This window comes from Enterococcus camelliae, assembly GCF_042685105.1.
Taxonomy (GTDB): Bacteria; Bacillota; Bacilli; order Lactobacillales; family Enterococcaceae; genus Enterococcus_G; species Enterococcus_G camelliae.
The window spans coordinates 28,465-52,910 of sequence record NZ_JBHUMO010000033.1 but is presented as its reverse complement, the minus strand read 5'-3'; the positions used below and the strand labels follow the sequence as shown (position 1 = coordinate 52,910).

The following is a 24,446-nucleotide window of genomic DNA, read 5'->3' as shown; positions in this document are numbered from 1 at the left end:
TCTATCTTTTGGCTAATTCTTCTTGAAGTAACTTGTTGACAACACCTGGGTTCGCTTTTCCTTTTGAGGCTTTCATAATTTGACCTACAAGGAAACCAATCGCCCGATCTTTCCCATTTTTAAAATCTTCAATGGACTGGCTATTCTTATCCAATACTTCATTGATGATTGGTAGTAGTTGTGCTGGATCAGATAATTGTACCAAACCTTTTGCTTCAACCACTTCTTTTGCATGACCGCCATTGGTAATTAATTCACGAAAGACTTTTTTTGCAATCTTTGAGCTAATTGTCCCATCAGCAATCAATTGAATCATGCCCGCTAAATTTTCAGGTGTTAATTTTGTTTGTGGCAATGTTAATTTTTCACTATTTAAATACGCAGAAACTTCACCCATTAACCAGTTTGATGCTTGTTTCGCATCCGCGCCATCTGCAATCGTTGCTTCAAAGAAATCAGACATTTCTTTGGTTTGTGTTAGAACCATTGCATCATATTCAGGAAGTTCCCAATCATGGATGTACCGTTGACGACGTGACTGCGGCATTTCTGGCAGACTTGCTTGAACTTTGCGAATCCATTCATCATCAATCATAAAACGTGGTAGGTCTGGCTCTGGGAAGTAACGATAGTCGGATGAACCTTCTTTTACTCGCATTAAAATCGTTTTGTTGGTTGTTTCATCAAAACGACGAGTTTCTTGTTGAATTTCCCCACCAGATAATAATACTTTTGCTTGGCGTTTTTCTTCAAATGCTAGACCTTTTTTGACAAAGGTCATGGAGTTTAAGTTCTTAAGTTCAGTTTTGGTACCAAACGCTTCTTGGCCATAAGGTCGAATGGAGATATTGGCATCGCAACGCATTGATCCTTCTTCCATTTTTACATCAGAAACATCTGTAAATTGGATAATAGAGCGAAGTGCTTCCAAATAGGCATAAGCTTCTTCCGGTGAACGCATATCTGCTTCAGATACGATTTCAATCAGTGGTGTCCCTTGACGGTTCAAATCGACATAGGAATAACCTCCAATACCATGCATATTTTTTCCAGCATCTTCTTCCAAATGTACCCGTTCAATGCGTATTTTCTTCTTTTTGCCTTCTACCTCAATTTCAAGCCAGCCATCGTGTCCAATTGGTTGGTCAAATTGAGATATTTGATAGGCTTTGGGATTATCAGGATAAAAATAGTTTTTACGATCGAAATGCGTATCTTTTGAAATTTCGCAATTTAAAGCCAGTGCAGCTCGCATACCAAATTCTAATGCACGTTTGTTCATAACTGGCAACACGCCTGGGTAACCCCAGTCAATAATATTGGTATTGCTATTTGGTTCCGCACCAAATTTCGCCGGTGCAGGTGAAAAAATTTTGGAGTTGGTTTTTAATTCAACATGGACTTCTAGTCCAATGACGGTTTCAAAATTCATGCGTTAGCCCCTCCTAGAATAACTGGTTTCTTCAAGTGAAATTCTGTTGCTTGTTCAAATGCAAAAGCAGCTTGGTACATTGTTGCTTCATCAAAGTGTTTCCCAATAATTTGTAATCCGACAGGTAAGCCTTCTACAAAGCCAGCTGGAATCGACATACCGGGAAGTCCTGCCAAGTTCACTGGAATGGTAAGTAAATCTGCTAAATACATAGCCAATGGATCATCAATATTTTCACCAATTCCAAATGCCACAGTCGGTGCTGCCGGGCCAATAATCACATCATAGTTTTCAAAAACTTTGTCAAAATCCTGTTTGATTAAGGTCCGAACTTGTCCCGCTTTTTTGAAATAAGCATCGTAATAGCCCGCACTTAATGAAAAGGTTCCTAACATGATTCGCCGTTTGACTTCATCGCCAAACCCTTCACTACGAGAATTGACATACACGTCTTCTAGGTTGTTGACATTGGCTGAACGATACCCATAGCGGATGCCATCGAAGCGTTGCAAGTTCGAGCTTGCTTCTGATGACGCAATAATATAGTATACTGCTACCCCATATTTCGAATGTGGCAAGCTAACTTCCTCTACTGTTGCTCCTAATTTTCGGTATGTTTCAGCTGCGGCCAAAATGGTTTGTTTCACTTCGGGTGCAATCCCTTCACCTAAGTATTCTTTTGGTAAAGCAATTTTCATGCCTTTTACACCCGCTAATAGATTTTTGGTAAAATCAGGTACTTCGCGTCCAGAAGACGTTGCATCTTTCGCATCATATCCACTAATCGCGTTCAGCACTAAGGCATTGTCTTTTACAGTACGAGTAAATGGACCGATTTGATCCAGTGATGAAGCAAAGGCAATCACGCCAAAACGTGACACCCGTCCGTAGGTTGGCTTCATCCCAACGACTCCATTAAAGGCTGCCGGCTGACGAATTGAACCACCGGTATCTGTACCAAGTGAAACAGGTACTTGCCCCGTTGCAACGGCTACCGCTGATCCACCTGAAGAACCTCCAGGAACTTTCGAATGGTCCCAAGCATTTTTGGTCTTTTTAAAATGCGACGTTTCCGTACTTCCTCCCATCGCAAATTCATCCATGTTCAATTTGCCAACTGGAATCAGGTCTGCTTCATATACTTTATCCATTACCGTAGCATCATAAATCGGGTCAAAGTTGTATAGAATTTTCGAAGCTGCTGTTGTCAATAAATCTTTGGTCACAATATTGTCTTTGATTCCAATTGGTAAGCCAGCTAATACGTTGGCTTCATCAATTCCCTTTAAATCAAGAGCTTCTGCCAATTTCAACGCTTTTTCTTCATTTAAAGTCAAAAAGGCATCTACTTCATTTTCGGTTGCTTTGATTCGTTCAAAAGTCGCACGCGTTAAATCAACCGCACTAATTTCTTTTGAAACGAGTAAGTCATGTAATTCTTCAACTGTTTTATCATAAAATGTTGCCACTATGCACCCGCCTCCCCATTGTCAATGATTGCTGGCACTTTAATAAAGCCATTTTCTGATTCTGGTACATTACGCATTAATTCTGTTCGGTCCCAGCCTGGTGCTGCCACATCTTCGCGCACGACATTGATGGCATCTACCACATGGGAGGTAAATGGTACGTTCGTTGTATCAACTTCTTCTAATGTTTCAAACATTTCAATAATTTTGCCTAGTTGGTTGGTAAACTCATGCAACTCGCTTTCTGAAAATGAAAGCTTTGCTAGTTTTGCTACGTGCAATACTTGCTCTTCACTAATAGCCATAATATCCCCCTCTTAGTTTTTTCCTTTTTTGATTGTAACACTTAATGAACATCTATGAAATATAAAACCTAGGTTTCATGTTTTTTCATCTATTTTTTTAAAGGATTTGCTACTCTTATTTATTATCTTTTGTTTCAAACGCAGCAATCATTTCCTGTTCACTCCAAATTGGTATACCTAGAGCTTGTGCTTTGGTTAATTTACTACCAGCATCTGAACCAGCAACTACCATATCCGTCTTTTTGGAAACACTACCAGTAACCTTACCACCGAGTTGTTCAATTTTTTCTTTCGCATCTTCTCTAGTATACGTTACTAGTTTTCCAGTTAAGACCACTGTTTTCCCTTGAAAAGCGGATTGAATTTGCTCAACATCACGCTTTTTCAATCCCAGATAGGTTGTATTTACTCCTGCTGTGTTTAATTCGGCCATTAATTCATGCACCTCATCGTTAGCAAAGTAAGTCACCAGACTGTCGGCAATGGTTGGTCCTAAAGTGTCGACCGTTAAAATTTCCTCTTGGGTTGCCTTGCTAAGTGCCGCTAATGTTTCAAACCGTTCGGCGAGTAATTTCGCTGCTTTGACACCAACATGACGAATGCCCAGTCCGAATAACAGCTTTTCCAATGAATTTTGTTTACTCGCTTCAATAGCTTGTAACATATTTGTAGCCGATTTTTCCTTCACTTTTTCTAAGTCCAATAGCTGAGGCAATGAGAGATGGTACAAGTCTGCCACATCCGAAACGAACCCATGGTTAAAGAATTGTTCAATCATACGTGGACCAATCCCTTCGATATTCATTGCATCGCGGGAGACAAAATGGCTTAAACCTTCTTTGATTTGTGCTGGACATTTGGGATTAATACACCGTAAGGCCACCTCTTCATCCAAATGAACCAATTCGCTTCCACAAATTGGGCATATCGTCGGAATTTGATAAGGAAGACTTGTTTGAACACGGGCTTCTTCCACTACATGGGCGACTTCAGGAATAATGTCCCCTGCTTTGTAAATAATGACTTGATCATGCAGTCGAATATCTTTCATCTTCATATAATCGGCATTGTGCAGGCTTGCTCTTGACACAGTAGTCCCTGCAATTCTCACCGGTGTCATGACAGCAGTAGGAGTCACAACGCCCGTTCGTCCAACGGTCCATTCAATCGCTTCAATGGTCGTTTGAGCTTCCTCGGGTGGAAACTTATAGGCAACGGCCCATCGCGGTGCCTTTACAGTAAATCCTAATTGATTTTGGTTGGTGAACTCATTTACCTTAATAACAACCCCATCAATTTCATAAGGCAATTGGCTCCGTTTTTCATGGAATGCCTCGATATAGGCCCAAACTTCATCAATAGTGGTACAGGTTTGGCGTTCATGATTCGTCCGAAAACCCAAGTCGTCCAAATGATCAAGGGCTTCTGCTTGATTTCTGACATGGAGAGGGCCAAAGTCAGCCAATGTATAAAGGAATGTACTCAGATTGCGACTAGCCGTAACCTTAGAATCCAGTTGTCGCAGACTCCCTGCTGCAGCGTTTCTAGGATTGGCAAAAATGTCCAAACCATCCTCTTCTCTCTTCTGGTTCAAGTCAAAGAAAGCTTGTTTCGGCATGTAACACTCACCACGGACTTCTATATCAATCGGTTCTTTCAGAACAAGTGGGACGGATTTGACGGTCTTGATATTTTCCGTAATGTTTTCTCCAATCGTTCCATCGCCCCGCGTCGCCCCGCGCACGAAACGTCCTTGTTCATATTTCAATGAAATTGATAACCCATCGATTTTTAACTCACAGATATAAGTTACAGGATGTCCAAGTGTTTTTTGAACACGCTGGTCAAAAGCAATAATATCATTTTTGGAAAAGACATCATTTAAGGAATACAAGGGAATTTCATGAACAACTTTTTCAAAGCCTTTTAAAACCACTCCCCCTACGCGTTGGGTTGGGGAATCGGGCGTTCTATATTCTGGATATTTTGTTTCTAATTCCACAAGTTGTTGATACAGTTGATCGTAATAGGCATCATCTACGACAGGTTGGTCTTTCACATAATAAGCATAAGCATAGTCAATTAATTTTCGTTGTAGTGAATGAATCGTTTCCGCCATCGTCTCTTTCAATGTGCATTCTCCTTTACGATTGTTTTTCAATTGGAGCAAAAGCTGCTAAGAGCCTTTTGACACCTTGTTTGGGGAAAGCAATATCAAGTTCCATCTCTTTTGATGTGCCACTCACACTTACGACGGTTCCTATTCCCCATTTCTTGTGCAACACTTTGTCGCCAGCTTGCCAACGAACTTCCTCCGCACCAGACTGAGTATGACTCGCTACCCCACGTGGAGAGGGTTGTTTGTAAGAAGAGGGCTGACTGTGATTTGCTGAAATTATCGGCCGAACCGGTGTACGCGTACTCGTTGCACTTGTTGGTTGATTGAATTGATAATCAAGTAAAGTATCATCAATTTCCTCTAAAAAGCGTGAGGGCCGATTGTATTGACTGCGCCCATATAAGTTTCGCGTTTGTGCATTTGTTAAAAAGAGTTGTTTTTCAGCCCGAGTGATTCCCACATAAGCGAGGCGACGCTCTTCTTCTAATTCATTTTCATCCATTAGCGTGCGTGATAGTGGAAAGAGATTTTCTTCCATCCCAACGAGAAAGACAATCGGAAATTCAAGTCCCTTTGCTGCATGAAGCGTCATCAACGTCACTTCTGAGTAGTCTTCCTCATAACTATCAACATCTGCTAATAAAGCAAGTTCATTTAGAAAATCAGCCAATTTTTCTGATGGATCTACCTCAGCCCCTTCTGACTGAGCAACATAGCGACGATCAAACTCCTGTGTAACACTGAGAAATTCTTCAATATTTTCCACTCTTGCTTGACTTTCAATCGTCTTTTGATTCTGTAATTCTACTAAATAATTCGTTCGTTTCAAAACTTCTTCGGTAAACTCGGTTAGTGATAGAAACGGAATCATTTGTTGCAAATCAGTCAATGTCATCCCAAACTGTTCTAGTTCACGATTGGCTTTTCCACCAATCGTTGAGACATTTATATTTTGCGTTGCTTCAAAAAGTGACCAATTATTTTCACCTGCGAAGTTCTTTAATTTTTCAACCGTTCCTGGACCAATTCCCCGTTTAGGTGTATTGATAATACGTTCAAAGCTAATCGAATCATCGGGATTAGCTAACACATTTAGATAGGAGAGAAGATCCCGAATTTCTTTTCTAGCATAGAATTTTTGACCACCCACTATTTTGTATGGAATATTGGCCTTCATAAACGATTCTTCCACCACACGCGATTGAGCATTTGTCCGATACAACACAGCAAAGTCCCCAAAAACATGCTCCTTTGTTCGAACACGTTTCATTATTTCAGAAACAACAAAGCGACCTTCATCATGTTCATTATTTCCACGATAATAGACAATTTTTTCACCAGATTCGTTTTCAGTCCATAATTTTTTGGCTTTGCGTTGTTTATTATTTAGAATCACCTGATTAGCTGCAGACAAAATTGTTTTCGTCGATCGATAATTTTGTTCTAAAAGAATGACTTTCGTATTGGGGTAATCTTCCTCGAAAGCCAAAATATTTTGCATATCTGCTCCACGCCAACCGTAAATACTTTGATCGGCATCTCCTACCACACACAAATTTTCAAATCGATCAGCTAACATTCGCACAAGTGTATACTGAGCATGGTTGGTATCTTGGTATTCATCTACATGGATATAATGAAATTTATTCTGATAATACGCCAATACTTCAGGATACTTTTTAAAAATAACAATGGTATTCATAATCAAATCATCAAAATCCATACATTGATTGGCAACTAATTCTTTCTGATACAATTCATAACATTTTGCAACCTGCAATTCAATGAAAGTGGATGCTAATTTTGAAAAATTAGCAGGCGTTTGTAGGTTATTTTTTGCATTGGAAATACCTGCCAAAATTCCCTTGGGATCATATTTTTTGGGATCTATGTTCAACTCTTTTAGAATTCGTTTCATCAATGAAAGCTGATCAGAGGAATCTAAAATTGTAAAATTCCTGGTATAGCCTATCTGTTCGACTTCTCTTCTTAACACACGAACGCACATCGAATGGAAGGTTGAAATCCAAATTGCTTCACTCTCTTCACCGACTAATGCGTGAATTCGTTCCCTCATTTCACGCGCAGCTTTATTCGTGAACGTAATGGCCAAAATATTCCATGGATTGACTTCCTTTTCTTCAATCAAATATGCTACTCGATGGGTAAGCACTCTTGTTTTGCCGCTACCGGCACCAGCCATTAATAATAATGGCCCTTCTGTTGTTAAAACAGCTTCTTTTTGTTGAGGATTCATTCCTCTTAATAATTCCTCACGGGATGACATCATTCAACATCCTTTCTTTGTCAATCTCTTTTATTATAGCATTGAATTAATGGCACATAAATGATATTTTTATTTGGTAGTACCACTAGGTAGCTAGCTCATAAATAATTGGATAACTTAGAAGAGGTGACGAATATGGGACGAGACGAGCTCCAATTTATCGATCGAACCCGTTTAGTTTTTGTTGGAAAAGGTGTAGTGGTTGGTGGTTTGACGGGTGTAGTGGTTAGTCTGTTTCGATTATTCATAGAACATTTTTCCACACTTACTGAAAATCTCTATTTGATGAGTCAACAACAACCAATTTACTTAGCATTCTGGGCCTTTCTTTCAATGGGGGTGGCCATCTTCGTTGGATGGCTAATCAAAACCGAACCTGCTATTAAAGGAAGTGGTATTCCTCAAGTTGAGGGTCAGTTACAAGACGAACTCGATTATCCTTGGTTTCAAGTACTATGGAAAAAATTCATAGGTGGTGCGCTCTCCGTTGGCGCTGGACTATTTTTGGGTCGTGAAGGGCCATCGATTCAACTCGGCGCAACCATTGGTCAAGGTATGGCAGATACCCAAAAAGTGCCTAAATTCGAGCGAAAAATTTTAATTTCAAGTGGTGCAAGTGCTGGCTTAGCGGCAGCATTTAATGCCCCAATTGCCGGTTTACTATTTGTTATTGAAGAAGTGCATCATACTTTTTCTCCTTTGGTTTGGTTGACTTCTTTTGCTTCTGCGCTAACAGCCAATTTTGTTTCTCTATATGTTTTTGGATTACGGCCTGTGCTTTATCTGGGAACTTTGCAAGATATCCCATTACGTCATTACTGGCTATTCATTATTTTTGGGCTTTTTTTGGGTTTATTTGCTCGTCTTTACCAATATGTCTTACTAGGACTGCCGCGAATATTTTACCATTTGCCGTTGCCAAGTTATTTTCATGGCATCGTCCCTTTTCTCTTGGTTATCCCCATTGGTTACTTCTTTCCCCATCTTTTAGGTGGTGGAAATCAAATCATTACTTCGATTGAGCATGCTGACTATAGCATTACTTTGTTAATTGCTCTTTTCGCTTTGCGTTTTCTTTTTTCGATGATTTCCTATGGCTCCTCGTTGCCAGGAGGAATCTTCTTGCCTATCTTGACTCTAGGTGCAATTCTCGGATGCCTATTTGCGACAATTGCAGTGCAGTACTTTGGTTTAGATCCCATCTATATACGCAATTTTATTATTGTTGGCATGGCTGGCTATTTCGCTGCCATTGGAAAGGCTCCACTTACTGCGATTATTTTAATCACAGAAATGGTTGGTTCACTGCATCATTTGATGGCCACGGGTCTCGTTTCGCTTGTTGCCTATTTAGTTGTAGATAGTTTGGGTGGTGCGCCAATTTACGAATCCCTATTGGAGAGACTTTTGAAAAATAAAACAAACCGCATCACTGGCAAACGACAATTGATTGAAATTCCCATCACAGCTGAAAGTATTCTTGATGGGCTTGCTGTTAGAGACTTTCAATGGCCTAAAAACATGTTACTCATCTCTCTGCAACGTGGAACACAAGCTATTTTGACTCATGGAGAAACCATCATGCGTTCTGGTGACATCTTATTAATTATGACCGATAGTTCAGAGGCGAATGAATTACGAAAAAAACTCGCTATCCAAATAAACCAAACAGTTTGAAGAATAAACTGGTATTGAGCAATCAAGAATCATTGATTGCTCTTTTTTTGAATGTTTTTTACCGTTTTTGACCGTTTTTGACCGTTTTTAATTGATTTCTGTCATTGATTATGCTAGACTATCCGGTGAAGAGGTGATTGAAAATGCTTACAGAAGAGAGACATCGCCAAATACTTGCTTATTTAACAACCTCAGAGATTGTTACTATCAATGAGTTAATGAGTCCATTGAAAGCTTCAGAATCCACCATCCGGCGTGACCTTCAAACACTTGAAAATCAAGGTCTTTTAATTCGTATTCACGGTGGGGCCAAACGCATTCATCAACTCACTTTTGAAGCAGATATGACTGAAAAAAGTAAGACACATTTGGATGAAAAACTGAGCATTGCAAAGTATGCTGCTTCTATTATTCAGCCTGATGATATTGTTTACTTAGATGCAGGAACCACGACTCTAGCTATGATTGCTTTTCTACCAACTGACTACCGTTTAAAAGTGGTCACCAATTCGGTCAAACATGCCGCATTACTGATTGATCGTCAGATTGAGACAATCATTTTAGGAGGGCAAATCAAGTTATCCACCAATGCCATCCTAGGAAGTTCGCCAGCTAGGCAATTGGAACGCTACCGCTTCAATCAATCATTTATTGGCATCAATGGCATTCACTTGGTTGCTGGTTATACGACTCCCGATACGGAGGAAGGCTTACTCAAACGAATTGGTTTAAAAAATAGCCAACATAGTTATATTTTGGCAGACCATTCAAAATTTCAACAAATTACTTTTACTCAAGTGGCAACACTATCTGAGGCCGAAATCATTACTGATAACTGCCCCACTGATCTTAAAAAGAAACTCTTACAAAAAACAACTTTAAAGGAGGTAAACAAATGATTTACACAATGACACTCAATCCATCCATTGACTATATCGTTCATGTCGATGATTTAGAAATGGGAGCTGTCAATCGGATGAATTCTGATTTAAAGCTTCCCGGTGGAAAAGGAATTAATGTTTCTCGCATTTTGAAACGAATCCATTCAGATTCCGTTGCATTAGGCTTTTTAGGAGGTTTTACCGGCAACTTTATTAAAGATTGGTTGACACAAGAACAAATTCGTTGTCAATTTACCACGGTTAGTGACGATACTCGTATTAACATCAAATTAAAATCCGTTCAAGAAACGGAAATCAACGGGACCGGTCCTTCACTAACAAATGAAGAAACACAAGCTTTAAAAGAAGCTTTGAGCACGATTCAAGCTGGCGATATTGTCGTTTTATCAGGAAGCACACCAAAAAGTTTGCGTGCAGGATTTTATCAAGAACTTATTACAATCATTAAAGACAAACAAGCCGAATTTGTGATTGACACAACAGGTGCTGACTTACTAGCCTCCCTTCCTGCAAATCCTATTTTAGTCAAACCCAATAACCATGAGTTGGCAGATTTGTACCGTACAGAATTCACGTCCATTCATGATATCCTACCATATGGTCAAAAATTATTGGCTGATGGGGCTCAACATGCCATTATCTCAATGGCTGGTGATGGTGCGTTACTATTTTGTAAAGATGGCATCTACCAATCCAACGTTCTGAAAAGAGAAGTAAAAAACTCTGTAGGTGCAGGTGACTCAATGATAGCTGGCTTTATTGGTCATTACGCAAAAACAAATGATTCTGTTGAAGCCTTCAAATGGGGCGTTGCTTGTGGCAGTGCGACTGCCTTTTCCGATGATTTGGCAACTGCTGCTTTTATTGAAGAACTTTTACCTGAAGTAACGATCAAAAAAATTGAACTATAGGAGGAAGAAAAATGAAAATCAATGATTTACTAGTAAAAGATGCAATGATTATGGATTTACAAGCGACTGAAAAACGGCCGGCGATTGATGAAATGGTTCAAAAATTATACGATACCGGCCGAATCACTGATATTGCTCAATTTAAAGAAGGCATTCTAAATCGTGAAGCCCAAACATCCACGGGATTGGGTGATGGCATTGCAATGCCACATGCAAAGAATTCAGCTGTTAAAGAAGCAACCGTTTTATTCGCAAAAAGCAAAAATGGTGTCAACTACGAATCATTAGATGGCCAGCCTACCTATCTATTTTTCATGATTGCAGCTCCAGAAGGTGCCAATGATACCCACTTACAAGCACTTGCTGCTCTCTCAAGACAATTAATTAACCCTGATTTTGTTGCCAAACTAAAACAAGCGTCCACTCCAGAAGAAGTTCAATCACTTTTTGCAGAAGCTGAAAAAACACGTGAAGAGGAAGAAAAGGCTGAAGCCGAAGCTGAAACTGCACCAGTTAAAGATGAAAGTCGTCCTTATGTCGTGGCCGTTACAGCATGTCCTACTGGAATCGCTCATACGTATATGGCAGAAGATGCTTTAAAGAAAAAAGCAAAAGAATTAGGCATCGATATCAAAGTTGAAACAAATGGTTCAGAAGGGATTAAGCACCGCTTAACTGCTGAAGATATCCAACGAGCAACTGCCGTAATTGTGGCTGCTGACAAAAAAGTTGAAATGAATCGCTTCGATGGCAAAAAATTACTCAATCGACCTGTCAGTGATGGAATTCGAAAAACAGAAGAATTATTAAATTTAGCAGTAGAAGGTAAAGCTCCCGTATACCATGCAGAAGGTACGGATACTGCTGAAACTAAAGAAGAAGCAAAAGGTTCAGTAGGTCAAGAAATTTACAAAAACTTAATGAACGGTGTCTCTCATATGCTCCCATTCGTTATAGCTGGTGGGATTATGATTGCCCTCTCTTTCATGATTGACCAATTTATCGGTGTTCCTAGTGATCAATTAAGTAAGTTAGGGAACTACAATACCGTAGCAAGTCACTTTAATCAAATCGGTGGCGCTGCCTTTGGTTTCATGTTACCAGTCTTAGCCGGATTCATCGCTTCAAGTATTGCGGATCGTCCCGGTCTGATTGTTGGTTTTGCTGCTGGTGCTTTAGCTAATACAGGTGGTGCTGGCTTCCTTGGAGCATTAATCGGTGGTTTCTTAGCTGGTTACGTGATTGTCTTCTTGAAGAAACTATTCAAAAGATTACCAAAATCACTAGAAGGAATTAAAACCATTCTCTTCTATCCATTTTTCGGCTTACTAATTACTGGCTTTTTAATGTTAATTGTGAATGTTCCAATGAAAATAATTAACGATGGTTTGAATGGTTTCTTAAGTGGAATGAGCGGAACAAACGCCGCTTTACTAGGTGTACTACTTGGAGGAATGATGGCTGTCGATTTGGGTGGACCCGTTAATAAAGCAGCTTATGTTTTTGGTACTGGTACGCTAGCAAGTACGGTTGCATCAGGTGGTTCAGTCGTCATGGCTTCTGTTATGGCAGGAGGAATGGTTCCACCATTAGCCATTTTTGTAGCAACTCGTCTGTTCAAGAAAAAATTTGATAAAAGCCAAGTTGATGCTGGCTTGACCAATATTGTCATGGGGCTTTCATTTGTCTCTGAAGGTGCCATTCCATTTGCTGCTGCCGATCCATTACGTGCAATTCCTAGTTTTATTGTTGGATCAGCATTAGCTGGAGGTTTAGTGGGTGCTTTTGAAATCAAACTATTGGCTCCACATGGTGGAATTTTCGTTATTCCTTTAGTTAGTCAACCAATTTTATATCTTGTATTTATCTTGATTGGCTCTGTTGTTTCTGGCGTAATCTATGGCTTATTGAAAAAAGATATAGCGAAATAACGAACCAAAAAAGCGGACTGTAATCAGTCCGCTTTTCCTTTCTGAACTATCGTGGTAAACTTACGTTAAATGGAGGATGATTACATGGGACTTAAATTTCAATATGATGATTCTTTAGATCGTCGTTTCGATGACTTTGCCATTCTTCCTGATGAGTTAAAGAATTCGAATAAACCAAAAGAGGAAGTAGACATTGAACGTTTTTTAAAAACGAAACCTACTTCCACTGATGAACAAGAAGAAAAAAAATAACCAAAAAAGATGTCCTCCTTCGAAAAGGAGTGACATCTTTTTAATTATTCGTTGAACCCAATTGCCTTTTCAATTGCCTTCCATGCGTCGTCTTTCCCATCCTTAGTTATGGATGAAAACAAAATAAACGTATCTTGTTTTTCAAAGGAGAGCGCTTTTTTGATCATACTCTCATGCTTGTTCCATTTCCCTCTTGGGATTTTATCAATTTTTGTCGCTACCACAATCACAGGTATCTCGTAGTATTTTAAAAATTGATACATTTGAACATCCTCGACAGAAGGTTCATGACGAAAATCAATCAATGAAACCACTGCTCTTAACTGCTCTCTTTGCGTCAAATAGGTTTCAATCATCTTTCCCCATTTTGCTCGCTCCGTTTTTGATACTTTTGCATAGCCATATCCAGGTACATCGACAAAATGAAGTGTTTCTTCAATATTGTAGAAATTTAACGTCTGTGTTTTCCCTGGTTTGGAAGAAGTTCTTGCCAAATTTTTTCGGTCGATTAGGGTATTGATAAACGAGGATTTTCCTACATTGGATCGCCCAGCCAGCGCAATTTCAGGTAGTTCAGACTCTGGATATTGCGCTGGCGACACAGCACTAATCACGATTTCTGCGTTGTGCACTTTCATTGCTATTCCTCCTCTTGTCACAAAATTGGTATCAACTGACTGCTATCTATCATGGAAATATCCGAACCACATAGAAAAAGCTCTCACATCTAGTTAGTGATTTTTCATACACCAACTAGTAATGTTACAAGTTTTTCTATATTGCTCGGATATTCTTTCTCATCATTGCCTATTTGTTTCTTTTGAGCTCGTTACCCTGCCTTTTTCTCGGAATACACAATGACTGGTTTTCCTTTTTCTAAGACAGCATCCTTGGTGATAATAACTTTTTCAATTTCGTCTTCAGATGGAACGTCAAACATAATATCCATCATAATTTCTTCAATTATCGACCGTAAACCCCGCGCACCAGTATTACGTTCAATTGCTTTCTGAGCAATCGCCCGTAAGGCTTCGTCTTCAAAAACCAACTCAGTATCATCCAATGACAATAGTTTTTTGTATTGCTTCACTAGCGCATTTTTAGGCTCTGTTAAAATACGTACCAAATCGTCCACGGTTAATTTATCCAGTGCAGCCATTACTGGTAAGCGACCAATAAACTCTGGAATTAAACCGAATTTTAACAAATCTTCAGGGATAATGTATTTCATCGTGCTCTCTTCAATTGGAACCTTGCGATTATTACTACCAAAACCAATTGTTTTTTCTCCCATACGGTTTTTCACAATTGTTTCAATCCCATCAAAAGCACCACCAACAATAAATAAAATATTGGTTGTGTCAATTTGAATCATTTCTTGATGAGGATGCTTTCGGCCACCTTGGGGAGGTACATTGGCAATCGTTCCTTCAAGAATTTTTAAAAGTGCTTGCTGAACACCCTCACCTGAAACATCCCGAGTAATGGAAACATTTTCGCTTTTTCTGGCAATTTTATCGATTTCATCAATGTAAATAATGCCATTTTGTGCATACTCAACATCAAAGTCAGCAGCTTGCAATAGCTTTAATAGAATATTTTCTACATCTTCCCCTACGTAACCTGCCTCTGTTAAACTTGTCGCATCAGCAATAGCAAAAGGTACATTTAAACTTCTTGCTAACGTTTGAGCTAAAAATGTTTTTCCTGAACCTGTTGGACCAATCAAACAAATATTACTTTTTTGTAGCTCCACTTCATCTTCGCTAGCTGTACGATCCAAATTAGCATTGATTCGTTTATAATGATTATAAACGGCTACAGCTAATGCTTTTTTTGCTCGGTCTTGTCCGATGACATATTCATTTAACACTTTCAACAATTCCTGTGGCTTGGGAACATCCAAAAATTCATGAATTGCTTCATCAGTTAATTCTTCTTCGATGATTTCACGACAAAGTTCAATGCATTCATCACAAATATAGACACCAGGTCCTGCAACGAGTTTTTTCACTTCATCTTGAGCCTTGCCACAGAAGGAGCATCTTACTGCATCATTATTGTTTTTATTGTCGTACAAGTAGTTCACCCCTTATGGTATTTAACAAGTTTCCTTCATTTTCTATTCATTAATCATAGCATATTTCTATCAAAAAGGAAAAAACGTCATTTTTTGATAGGTCCTTTTAAAAAAACTGTTCAATAGAAACTATTGAACAGTTTTCTGATTCAAAGACTTATGCTTCAACTGCAGATGATGTAACTAAGTCAACTGCTTTCTTCATTGTTACGTCATGTTTTAACATATCCTCTGTCAATACACGTTTAATTTGTGCTTCTGGCATATTGTATGCTTCAGAAAGTTCTTTGATTTCATTTGCGATTTCTTCTTCAGTTGCTTCAAGTGCTTCAGCTTTTGCAATAGCTTCAATTACAAGGTTCGTTTTAACACGTTCGTCCGCTTCACCTTCAAATTGTTGATGCAAATCTGCTTCTGTTGTGCCAGTTAATTGATAGTACATTTGAGGATCAATTCCTTGACGTTGCATATTGTTTAAAAATTCATCCATTGCACGATGAACTTCATCATGAACCATCACATGTGGTAATTCAACGATTTCAGCATTTGCGACCGCTTGTTTAATCGCACCTTCTTCAACAGCTTCTTTGGCTGCTTTTTCTTTAGACTCTTTGATTTCAGTGCGGTATTTTTCTTTTAATTCTTCTAGTGATGAAACAGTTTCATCAACATCTTTTGCAAACTCGTCATCTAATTCAGGAAGTTCTTTGCCTTTCACTTCATGAACCGTCACTTTGAAAATTGCTTCCTTGCCAGCCAAATCTTCTGCTTGATAGTCTTCAGGGAATGTTACCGTAACATCCAATGCATCGCCAGCTTTATGACCAATTAATTGATCTTCAAACCCTGGAATAAATGAGCCTGAACCTAATTCTAGTGAATAGTTTTCACCTTTGCCACCTTCAAAAGCATCTTCGCCGATAAAACCTTCAAAATCGATTACAACTGTATCACCTGATTCAGCTGCTTCATCTTTTAAAACTAACTCAGCTTGTTGTTCTTGAACAGTTTTCAAACGGTTTTCAACATCTTCCTCTGTTACATCACGATCTTGTTTTGCTACAGTTAAGTTTTTGTATTCGCCTAATTTCACTTCTGGTTTCACAGTTACTTCGGCTTCAATCGTCCAAGCTTCACCTTTATCCATTGATTTTACATCAATCTTAGGTTGTGAAACAGGATCAATGCCAGCTTCTAAAACAGCTGTTTCATATGCTGCTGGTAAGACAGCGTTTAAAGCATCTTCGTATAAAGCTTCTTCTCCGTACATTTTGTTAAAAACTGTACGTGATACTTTTCCCTTACGAAATCCAGGTACATTTAATTGTCCCTTTACCTTGTTAAATGCAGTTGTTAATCCTTTTTGAATTTCTTCATTTGCAATTGAAAAGGTCAATACACCATCGTTGGTGCCTTTTTTTTCCCATTTTGCAGTCATGTAATTCCCTCCGAATATCTAAGTATATTGTTATATGAAATAGTTTCATGCATACCTTTAAATAGTACACTACCGACAAGAAATTGTAAACATATTGAGTAAAAAGTGCAACAAAATTCTCTTACATTAGTGCCTTTGCAAAGTAGTTTCTAATTTTTTGTTTCTTTTCTGCTATCACTTGCCATTTTTCCTTTTGGGTATCATTCTTGGCTAGCGGTACTTGTAAAAAATCCGCCAAATAAACGGTAACCCAATCTACCAATTCATTTTCATCAGGCAGGAATGGAAAGCAATAAGCAAAATGCCCCAATAGTTCTTGCAAAACACTTTCTTCTAAAGATGGCTCTTTCGTCACCTGATCAGCAATAGTTTGTGCAAGTTTCTCAAAAATCGTTGTCTTTTCAAGCAATTCAAGTTTACCAAATTCAACTGATCGCGTTTGATGCGTTAGAATGTCATAAACGCTGATTGTCTCATCTGCACCTATTTTTACGAGAATTTCACAGATTCTAGCGATACAAGAGCTATTGGTTGGCTCTTGTATCGCTGGCACAACAATTTCTCGAAACTGTGTTGACGTCAGACCGACCATCCAGTTGTTAAATGCTGTCGAATGAACGTATTGATCCATTGCCAAAAAATTCCTTAATTGTTCTCGTTTCTCGTTTAAAAATTGGGGAGAATTAGAAGCAAGCAGTTCTTCCATTTTCACTAAAAATTCCCGTTCCTCTCCTAAGTTAAAGCTTGTTGCTAGTGGGTATAGAAAAATCCATCCTTGAAGAAACTGTTGGTTCATTAAGATAACCTGTAGATACAGCATCCTTCCCTGTGTGGTTTCACGGTACTCATCCAGCCATTCTTTCGCATAGGTTAATGCCTCCGTAAAATTTCCTTGCAAAAAGCAAACCTGCACGAGCAGATAATTGAACTGCCAAGTTGGCTGTTGTTCATACCACTTTTTTAAAAAAGGAAAAGCTTCTTGGTATTTTTTTTCAATAATCAAACGATTCGCTAACTGAACTGCTTCTTGATACGCTTGCTCATCTATTTTGTTAGCCATTGTAACTCATTTCCTCATGAGCTATCTGAGAAGATTCATCCGCGGATAACACCTCTTGGCGATGAGAAAATGCAGACAAGGTTGTTAAAGAAACCACTGACGTTTCACTAAAATAATCAGCCAATTGTTGTTTTTTCGTTGTTCCTAAAATAGGGAGATAACCCAATAACCCAACCCAAGGGAAACTTAGGATAAAGCGGCCAACTCCTTCCCTCATCAGCACTGTTTGCCAAGTGAGTTCAGCATCTACTAACGAAACCACGCGAATCCCGAAAATCATTTTACCAATCGTTTGCCCATGATTGTATTTTGTCAGTAAAATAAAATAACCATAGTAAAGTCCAGCAGCTAAAAGACCGTATATGCTTAAAAGAGAATTGTTTGGCTCTAAAATCTGAAAACGAGCAAAGAAGCCAATTGTCGCGACAGTAATGCCTTTGATGCATAGCAAGTCAATGAGAAATGCCCACATACGAATCCAAAAACCAACAAAGAAATAAGTCGGAAAATCGGGTTCTTTGTGGAAGTTTTCTGGATTCAAGCCTGACCATTTTTCTTGTGCTTGTTTGAGTGAAGTACCTTGGATAGGCGCAGGTTTCCGTTTATTTATCAGTTGTTGGTAAAATTCGTTGTTGTCTTCTGATCGATAGCGAGTCATCCTTATTCACCTCCGTAATAATACATTGGTTTGGGTGCTTCTGGCGTTCCAATACTTTCAACAATAGACATGATTCTAGAAGAATCTGATTGTTTCAAGCCTTGCATTTCCGCTAAGCTAGAACCCAACCAACTTGAAGCAAAGCCCGTTGCTGATACATTGTATTGAAAGACTTCTGCATCCTTCAGATTGTTTTCCTTTTTCAATGCTTTTAATGCGTCATCCTGGTAGCCAATTTCATCAACCAAGCCATTTTTTACCGCCTGACTTCCATCGTAAATACGACCATCTGCTATTTTTTTCACTGTATCAACAGGTAAATGACGACCATTTGCCACAATCTCTACGAAACGATTATAGGCACTATCAATATAAGCTTGCATGACGGTTTTATCTTCTTCCGTAGCTGGTCGAACAGAAGAATTCATATCCTTTAATGCACCACTTTTGTATGTTTGATCATTTATGCCTAATTTTTCTAATAATCCACTATAGTTTAAGTTGGAAGAAATCACCCCAATAGAGCCGGTAATGGTTTCATTTGTAGCAAAAATTTTATCTGCAGATGCGGAAATGTAGTAACCTCCACTTGCTGCCATACTCTTCATAGATACATAAAGTCGCTTGCCTTTTTGTTGAACCTTTGCGATTTCTTTAGCAATTTCCGCACTCTCATAAACCCCTCCACCTGGAGAATTAACAACCAACAAAACACCTTTGATGGTGGAATCTTTTTGAATTTCTTTTAATTCATTTAGCAATTGTTGGTGATTGTAAGATGCTGTAGAAAATAAACTACTTGATTCGCCAGTATCCGTAATCGTGCCATCTACCGTCAATTGCACAATTCGTTTCTCTTCATTGCCTTCTTCTAACACACTTTCTTCTAATTGACCGGAACCATAAAGAAGCTGCTCCATATTCGTCAACGTATTTTCTTTATCGGTTTTCTCTTGTTTTTTCAATCCACTCGTTACCAATGACACACCTAATAATGCAGCGGCAATTCCAATCCCAATCCATCTTCTCTTATTCATAACTTCCCCCTTAACTATTTTTTAGTAAAATTGTTCAATGACAATCACTGTTTCATTTTCCCCGACTGTTTGTTGCGTGTGCCGTTTTTCTTCGCGAACATAGCCACCGTATTGCTCTTTGGTTAGGACATCCTCAATTTGAAAAGGCGCAGCTTGGACAACTTTTATTGCTAATGGATCAACTTCTTGTAAACTATCCCACCCTGTATCAATGAATACCTTTGTTTCATTCGTTAGACCGCTTTGTTCTAATTTAGCAACCATCTCTTTTAACTGACCAAACGTCATTGTTTGCAATATTTCCATTTTTTCTCCTTTGTAGAACCATTCAGTGGTTATTTGTATGTGTCGTTGAGGTACGTTAGCAATGAATCCACATGTTTAATGGCTGTCCAATCCTCCGTACTTCCCTCAAACATATTTAGCGTCAGATAATTGTGATTCGCATAATCGTAGGTTAATAAAAAACTGTTCTCAGTTCCACTTGTATCATCCTGGCTTTGCTTGACTTCAGCAGTACCCGTTTTAGCAGCAATGTCAATTCCTAAAGCATTCAGGCTATAGCCAAACGCTGTTGGATCAGTGACATATGCACGTAAGTCTAAACCGATATTGTTCACTGCATTAGCACTGACTACGTTTTCTTTCTTTTTCGTTTCTTGGTTGAGTAACAGTTTAGGATAGACAAGCGTTCCCTCATTTGCAAAAACAGAATACATGGTTGCCTGTTGAATTGGACTAATGAGTAGTTGTCCTTGTCCATAACCTGTATCTGCTAAAAGAACTTCCGTTGAAAAATGGTCTTTGTTCGATATTTGGGCTGGCTCCATCGAAAGTGGCAAATCGAGTTTTTCACCAAAAATAAATTTATTTAGTCCTTCACGGAATTTGTCTTCTCCCATTTTAAGGGTCTGTTGTGCAAAATAGATATTATCCGAATAAATCAACCCATCATATAGATTCACTTGGTCGGTTTCCTTCACTCTAGTTACTTTATAGGAGCCCCACGAGTTATCTTTTTGCCACTTCAATCCTGAAATAGCTAACGACTCATTTGGATCTAGTGTACCAGCATCGATGCCAATAGCACCAGTAATCATTTTAAACGTCGAACCCGGTGCATAACGAGTTGTAAATCGACTGATGAACGGTTTACCTTCATTATTCGCATAAGATTGATATTCAGCTGTTGAAATACCATTTGCCATTTTATTCGGGTTAAAACTAGGTGAGCTAGCTAGGGCTAATAAATCGCCAGTTGTTGGCATGGTTACAACTGTCGCTCCCTTTTGTCCACCAAGATTTTCATAAGCCAATTTTTGTGCATTCGCATCAATCGTTAGCGTAATTGTTTCTCCATCTTTTTTCTCACGTTTCAAAAGAACCGACTTTTCTTTCCCATTTTTGTCAGTAATGGTCAAGCTCCCGCCATCCGTTCCCCGTAGTTTATCATCATAAGTCATCTCTAAACCCGAACGACCAATTGTTTCCCCTGAAACTAGATTACTGTCTTTTTTAATATCCTCAGCGTTAACATCCCCTACATACCCGATTAATTGAGCTGCTGCTTCTCCAAGAGGATAGTATCTACCTGAAACTTGTTGAACTGTCGTCCCCGTTGGCAATGTACTTGGAACGCCATCGTACAAAATCGTTAAAGGAACAAAGGTCTCATCCGTAACCCAACTTTGATTCAATGAAGCTTGAATGGCATCTGGTGTCAAATTAAATTGTGTGGCGATGGCTTGAATGTTCGTCGTCCGTTCGTCCCCTGTACCAAGTTTTCCGGGAATCACACCCAATTGATTTAATTCTTGATTGACTGCTAGTCCTTGTTTATTTCGATCCAGAATTTCTCCCCTAGTAGCGTAATCAGTCGTAATTGCTACTTTATCCTGACCCTCCATTCCTGGAAAGATCAAAGATGGTTTCCAATTGATTTGGTAGATTCCTTCTGTTTTTTGAATCGTCCCCTTGTAAGCTATATCTTTTACTTTCCCTAAATCAGTTGAAAAAGTTAAGACATACTGAAAATCATAGGTATGTTTCTCTGTTTTTTTGACTGATTGATTTTTCGCTGTAACCTTTGACACACCGATGCCGTTGTAGATATTTTGATATTTTTCTTCAACTTCTTTTTTTGTGTACCCGGCTTTTTTTACAGCTGATTCATTAAGCAATGACGTCATTGTCGAAAATTTTTGAGAAGTGAGTGTTTCTACAAAACGAGTCACTTGCTTCTGGCTTTCAGCTAATTCCTTTTTTTGCTCAATGACCTGGTAAACAAAATAGCCACCAACGGCCAAAATCACTAGTAAGACACCAATCACAAGTGAACGTTTTTGTTTTCCACGCATAAATGAAATCCTCCTTTAAAAAAAAGGGTGCAAACAACTGTTTTACACCCTCAATCCATTTTTTATTCAGCTAGACCAATTTCTTCTCGCACCACTTTAGAAATTTTTTCAACGTAATAATGGACCAATTCATCAGTTGGTGCTTCCGCCATTACACGTAGCAATGGTTCAGTACCTGAAGGCCGAACAAGTATTCTACCTTTTCCATCCATTTCGTTTTCCGCTTCCTCGATAACTTTTTTAATTTGCGGATTTTCCAAAGCTCCGTGTTTATCAGACACACGTATATTAACCAATTCTTGAGGATAGATGGTCACTTCACTGGCTAGCTCTGAGAGTTTTTTCCCTGTGTCTTTCATGATATGCAATAATTGAATACCTGAAAGCATCCCATCACCAGTCGTATTGAAATCTAAGAAAATCATATGACCAGATTGTTCGCCACCAAAATTGTAGCCATTTTTACGCATCTCTTCGACAACGTAGCGATCGCCGACTTTTGTAATCACATCTTTTAACCCAATTTCTTCAACTGCTTTATGGAAGCCAAGATTGCTCATAACCGTCGTTACAATCGTATCTTGTTTTAGACGATTTTTTTCAGCTAAATATTTGGCACAAATGTACATAATTTTGTCACCATCAACGATATTCCCTAATTCATCAACTGCGATAACCCGATCGCCATCGCCATCAAAAGCAAGTCCGGCATCGGCCTGTTTTTCAACAACAAATTGCGCCAATTTTTCCGGATGCGTAGAACCAACACCATCGTTAATATTTAAGCCATCTGGCGAAGTGCCCATCGTATAAAAATCGGTTTCTAAATCGGCAAATAAGCGGTTGACACTCGAAGCAGTTGCGCCATTTGCAGCATCGATACAAATTGTCAAACCAGCTAAATCCCCAGGAACTGTCTGTTGTAAAAATTGTGAATATTTAAGAAGTCCTTCTGGGTACTCATCTACTGTACCCAATCCATCAGCTGAAGGTCTTGGCAGCGTATCCCCTTCTTGCTCTAACAGTTCTTCAATTTCAGCTTCTTGTTCATCAACTAATTTAAAACCATCACTACCAAAAAATTTAATGCCATTATCTTGGGCCGGATTGTGGGAAGCCGAAATCATCACACCAGCGCTTGCTTTTTGCATACGTGTCAAATAAGCAACTCCTGGCGTTGAAATCACTCCCAATTGAAAGACCTCAATCCCAACAGATAATAGACCAGCAATTAGCGCATATTCCAATAATTGTCCAGAGATTCGCGTATCACGACCAACCAAAACTCTTGGACGTGTATCGGTGGATTCGTGCTGACTTAAAACGTAGCCCCCATATCTTCCTAATTTAAATGCTAGTTCTGGTGTCAATTCTTTATTTGCTTCTCCTCGAACACCATCAGTTCCAAAATATTTACCCATAATCTTACTGTTCCTCTCCTATTCTAGGGATTCGTTGATTCGCTTGTTGTACTTGAAGTCGTTGATTGTTCATTACTGCTACTTGATTGCGAGCTATTTGACCGTGAGCTACTTGTCGCTGTCGTGGATTCGCTTGTTTGACTGGAATCCGTTGATTGCTTCAGCGTAGGTACAATCGTCACCCAGATTGATTCTGGATTTGCTGTAACACCTTCTTTTACAGGAACAACCACTTCAACCTGAGTGGTTGTTGTGACATTTTGAATATTGACTGGCAATGAAATTCGATCAATTTCATTCAATGAAGCCTGCGTACCGGTTAATTCAACTGTATCATGATCAGTCCGATAGATAATCGTTGATACGTTACTAGCCATTGTCCCCGATGCCACAACGTTCACTGGTACTTCTTTTGTAGGTGCATTGACACTTACGTTTACTGTTACTTGCTCTGGATTAATAATTGCAGGTAACTTTTCCCCATTTTTATCCAAGACAACCACACTTGCCTTAGTTGAAGTATCTTTGTTTAGATTTGCTAAATGACCCAAAGAAGCTTCTACACTAGACAATTCTTTCAAGGTATCTTCACCGGTTGTTACTTCAACTTCACTCGGTTCGACAGTTATTTTACCTAATTCATAGCCTTCTTGCAAATGGTCCTTCGAAATGGAAGCGGAAACTTTGATTTTTTTGGTCACTTTTTTTTCAATGGTGACTGTAATCGTTCTGGTTTCGATCGTTGCTGTCACACCGCTACTTAGATTTTGAACCTTTAACGGCACCTCATGTGTACCGACTGACAGTTTTGATAAATCCGCAACCACTCGAAAATTACGTGTTTCTTGATTCTTTTCTGTATTCAGTTGTACCCGATTATCGCTTGTTAGTTTAACGGAAACCGTTGTATTAAATCCTTGAATAAAATAGGCATCTGAATCATAGATAGGTTGGATAGCAACATCTTTTACCAGTTCTTCATAACTTGTTGATGAAGGAATAATATTTTTTTGTAAGGACGACCCATTTGCATTAAAAAAAAGAACAATTGCAAACAAAAGGGCAATTAGACTATAAAATAGATTGGTTTTTCGCTTTTTGAATAACATT

At 38.9% G+C, this 24,446-nt stretch carries 20 protein-coding genes; 5 read left to right on the top strand and 15 right to left on the bottom strand.

The window, feature by feature from the left end; genetic code table 11:
* Nucleotide 1 precedes the first annotated feature (1 nt).
* The 5 genes from gatB to pcrA all read right to left on the bottom strand — a co-directional run bounded on the left by gatB (nt 2) and on the right by pcrA (nt 7,612).
* Nucleotides 2–1,432 (bottom strand): Asp-tRNA(Asn)/Glu-tRNA(Gln) amidotransferase subunit GatB, encoded by a 1,431-nt coding sequence (gene gatB / locus ACFSR0_RS04705; protein WP_379980417.1) that lies wholly within the window; start codon nt 1,430–1,432, stop codon nt 2–4.
* Nucleotides 1,429–2,901 carry an Asp-tRNA(Asn)/Glu-tRNA(Gln) amidotransferase subunit GatA gene (gatA, locus tag ACFSR0_RS04700; protein WP_379980415.1) on the bottom strand — a complete coding sequence of 491 codons (1,473 nt, stop codon included), beginning with the start codon at nt 2,899–2,901 and terminating at the stop codon, nt 1,429–1,431. The genes gatB and gatA overlap by 4 nt, the downstream gene beginning before the upstream one ends.
* A complete protein-coding gene (gene gatC, locus ACFSR0_RS04695) occupies nt 2,901–3,206 on the bottom strand; it encodes an Asp-tRNA(Asn)/Glu-tRNA(Gln) amidotransferase subunit GatC (protein ID WP_379980413.1) in 306 nt (101 codons plus the stop codon). The genes gatA and gatC overlap by 1 nt, the downstream gene beginning before the upstream one ends.
* A 115-nt stretch (nt 3,207–3,321) precedes the next feature.
* Nucleotides 3,322–5,325: an NAD-dependent DNA ligase LigA gene (ligA, locus tag ACFSR0_RS04690; protein ID WP_379980514.1), complete on the bottom strand. Its 2,004-nt coding sequence runs from the start codon at nt 5,323–5,325 to the stop codon at nt 3,322–3,324.
* Nucleotides 5,326–5,350: 25 nt separating this feature from the next.
* Nucleotides 5,351–7,612 (bottom strand): DNA helicase PcrA, encoded by a 2,262-nt coding sequence (pcrA, locus tag ACFSR0_RS04685; protein ID WP_379980411.1) that lies wholly within the window; start codon nt 7,610–7,612, stop codon nt 5,351–5,353.
* A 135-nt stretch (nt 7,613–7,747) separates the two neighbouring features.
* Here pcrA and ACFSR0_RS04680 point away from each other — a divergent pair, with 135 nt between their 5' ends.
* The 5 genes from ACFSR0_RS04680 (at nt 7,748) to ACFSR0_RS04660 (ending at nt 13,285) form a co-directional block, all read left to right on the top strand.
* Complete coding sequence (locus tag ACFSR0_RS04680) at nt 7,748–9,289, top strand: ClC family H(+)/Cl(-) exchange transporter (protein ID WP_379980409.1); 1,542 nt, start codon at nt 7,748–7,750, stop codon at nt 9,287–9,289.
* Between the two features lie 143 nt (nt 9,290–9,432).
* A complete protein-coding gene (locus ACFSR0_RS04675; protein ID WP_379980407.1) occupies nt 9,433–10,188 on the top strand; it encodes a DeoR/GlpR family DNA-binding transcription regulator in 756 nt (251 codons plus the stop codon).
* Nucleotides 10,185–11,102, top strand: coding sequence for a 1-phosphofructokinase (pfkB, locus tag ACFSR0_RS04670; protein WP_379980405.1), 918 nt, complete (start codon nt 10,185–10,187; stop codon nt 11,100–11,102). Before ACFSR0_RS04675 ends, pfkB begins: the two co-directional genes overlap by 4 nt.
* Before the next feature lie 11 nt (nt 11,103–11,113).
* Nucleotides 11,114–13,033 (top strand): PTS fructose transporter subunit IIABC, encoded by a 1,920-nt coding sequence (locus ACFSR0_RS04665; RefSeq protein ID WP_379980403.1) that lies wholly within the window; start codon nt 11,114–11,116, stop codon nt 13,031–13,033.
* 84 nt (nt 13,034–13,117) lie between these two features.
* A complete protein-coding gene (locus ACFSR0_RS04660; RefSeq protein WP_379980401.1) occupies nt 13,118–13,285 on the top strand; it encodes an SPJ_0845 family protein in 168 nt (55 codons plus the stop codon).
* 44 nt (nt 13,286–13,329) lie between these two features.
* Here ACFSR0_RS04660 and yihA read toward each other — a convergent pair whose 3' ends face one another.
* The 10 genes from yihA to ACFSR0_RS04610 form a co-directional block, all read right to left on the bottom strand.
* Nucleotides 13,330–13,923, bottom strand: a complete 594-nt coding sequence (gene yihA, locus ACFSR0_RS04655; RefSeq protein WP_379980399.1) for a ribosome biogenesis GTP-binding protein YihA/YsxC — start codon at nt 13,921–13,923, stop codon at nt 13,330–13,332.
* 191 nt (nt 13,924–14,114) lie between these two features.
* A complete protein-coding gene (gene clpX, locus ACFSR0_RS04650) occupies nt 14,115–15,365 on the bottom strand; it encodes an ATP-dependent Clp protease ATP-binding subunit ClpX (protein WP_379980397.1) in 1,251 nt (416 codons plus the stop codon).
* A 157-nt stretch (nt 15,366–15,522) separates the two neighbouring features.
* On the bottom strand, nt 15,523–16,803 hold the full coding sequence (gene tig / locus ACFSR0_RS04645) for a trigger factor (protein ID WP_379980395.1): 1,281 nt from the start codon (nt 16,801–16,803) through the stop codon (nt 15,523–15,525).
* A gap of 121 nt (nt 16,804–16,924) precedes the next feature.
* Nucleotides 16,925–17,863 carry a hypothetical protein gene (locus tag ACFSR0_RS04640; RefSeq protein ID WP_379980393.1) on the bottom strand — a complete coding sequence of 313 codons (939 nt, stop codon included), beginning with the start codon at nt 17,861–17,863 and terminating at the stop codon, nt 16,925–16,927.
* Entirely contained in the window at nt 17,856–18,521 is a 666-nt protein-coding gene (locus ACFSR0_RS04635; RefSeq protein ID WP_379980391.1) for an RDD family protein, read from the bottom strand. The genes ACFSR0_RS04640 and ACFSR0_RS04635 overlap by 8 nt, the downstream gene beginning before the upstream one ends.
* Before the next feature lie 2 nt (nt 18,522–18,523).
* Nucleotides 18,524–19,558 carry a signal peptide peptidase SppA gene (sppA, locus tag ACFSR0_RS04630; RefSeq protein WP_379980389.1) on the bottom strand — a complete coding sequence of 345 codons (1,035 nt, stop codon included), beginning with the start codon at nt 19,556–19,558 and terminating at the stop codon, nt 18,524–18,526.
* Nucleotides 19,559–19,579: 21 nt separating this feature from the next.
* Nucleotides 19,580–19,864, bottom strand: coding sequence for a hypothetical protein (locus tag ACFSR0_RS04625; RefSeq protein WP_379980387.1), 285 nt, complete (start codon nt 19,862–19,864; stop codon nt 19,580–19,582).
* A gap of 29 nt (nt 19,865–19,893) precedes the next feature.
* The gene (gene pbp4, locus ACFSR0_RS04620; RefSeq protein ID WP_379980385.1) at nt 19,894–21,915 is read right to left on the bottom strand and encodes a penicillin-binding protein PBP4(5); all 2,022 of its coding nucleotides are present in this window, start codon (nt 21,913–21,915) and stop codon (nt 19,894–19,896) included.
* A 62-nt stretch (nt 21,916–21,977) separates the two neighbouring features.
* Nucleotides 21,978–23,336: a phosphoglucosamine mutase gene (gene glmM, locus ACFSR0_RS04615; protein ID WP_379980383.1), complete on the bottom strand. Its 1,359-nt coding sequence runs from the start codon at nt 23,334–23,336 to the stop codon at nt 21,978–21,980.
* A gap of 23 nt (nt 23,337–23,359) precedes the next feature.
* Nucleotides 23,360–24,445: a CdaR family protein gene (locus tag ACFSR0_RS04610; protein WP_379980381.1), complete on the bottom strand. Its 1,086-nt coding sequence runs from the start codon at nt 24,443–24,445 to the stop codon at nt 23,360–23,362.
* Between the last annotated feature and the right edge of the window lies 1 nt (nt 24,446).

What these genes read in the sequence shown, in the direction of transcription:
- gatB (WP_379980417.1), bottom strand. Translation starts at nt 1,432, where the DNA reads ATGAATTTTGAAACCGTCATTGGACTAGAAGTCCATGTTGAATTAAAA.
- gatC (WP_379980413.1), bottom strand. Translation starts at nt 3,206, where the DNA reads ATGGCTATTAGTGAAGAGCAAGTATTGCACGTAGCAAAACTAGCAAAG.
- ligA (WP_379980514.1), bottom strand. Translation starts at nt 5,325, where the DNA reads ATGGCGGAAACGATTCATTCACTACAACGAAAATTAATTGACTATGCT.
- pcrA (WP_379980411.1), bottom strand. Translation starts at nt 7,612, where the DNA reads ATGTCATCCCGTGAGGAATTATTAAGAGGAATGAATCCTCAACAAAAA.
- ACFSR0_RS04680 (WP_379980409.1), top strand. Translation starts at nt 7,748, where the DNA reads ATGGGACGAGACGAGCTCCAATTTATCGATCGAACCCGTTTAGTTTTT.
- ACFSR0_RS04675 (WP_379980407.1), top strand. Translation starts at nt 9,433, where the DNA reads ATGCTTACAGAAGAGAGACATCGCCAAATACTTGCTTATTTAACAACC.
- pfkB (WP_379980405.1), top strand. Translation starts at nt 10,185, where the DNA reads ATGATTTACACAATGACACTCAATCCATCCATTGACTATATCGTTCAT.
- ACFSR0_RS04665 (WP_379980403.1), top strand. Translation starts at nt 11,114, where the DNA reads ATGAAAATCAATGATTTACTAGTAAAAGATGCAATGATTATGGATTTA.
- ACFSR0_RS04660 (WP_379980401.1), top strand. Translation starts at nt 13,118, where the DNA reads ATGGGACTTAAATTTCAATATGATGATTCTTTAGATCGTCGTTTCGAT.
- yihA (WP_379980399.1), bottom strand. Translation starts at nt 13,923, where the DNA reads ATGAAAGTGCACAACGCAGAAATCGTGATTAGTGCTGTGTCGCCAGCG.
- tig (WP_379980395.1), bottom strand. Translation starts at nt 16,803, where the DNA reads ATGACTGCAAAATGGGAAAAAAAAGGCACCAACGATGGTGTATTGACC.
- ACFSR0_RS04640 (WP_379980393.1), bottom strand. Translation starts at nt 17,863, where the DNA reads ATGGCTAACAAAATAGATGAGCAAGCGTATCAAGAAGCAGTTCAGTTA.
- ACFSR0_RS04635 (WP_379980391.1), bottom strand. Translation starts at nt 18,521, where the DNA reads ATGACTCGCTATCGATCAGAAGACAACAACGAATTTTACCAACAACTG.
- sppA (WP_379980389.1), bottom strand. Translation starts at nt 19,558, where the DNA reads ATGAATAAGAGAAGATGGATTGGGATTGGAATTGCCGCTGCATTATTA.
- ACFSR0_RS04625 (WP_379980387.1), bottom strand. Translation starts at nt 19,864, where the DNA reads ATGGAAATATTGCAAACAATGACGTTTGGTCAGTTAAAAGAGATGGTT.
- pbp4 (WP_379980385.1), bottom strand. Translation starts at nt 21,915, where the DNA reads ATGCGTGGAAAACAAAAACGTTCACTTGTGATTGGTGTCTTACTAGTG.
- glmM (WP_379980383.1), bottom strand. Translation starts at nt 23,336, where the DNA reads ATGGGTAAATATTTTGGAACTGATGGTGTTCGAGGAGAAGCAAATAAA.
- ACFSR0_RS04610 (WP_379980381.1), bottom strand. Translation starts at nt 24,445, where the DNA reads ATGTTATTCAAAAAGCGAAAAACCAATCTATTTTATAGTCTAATTGCC.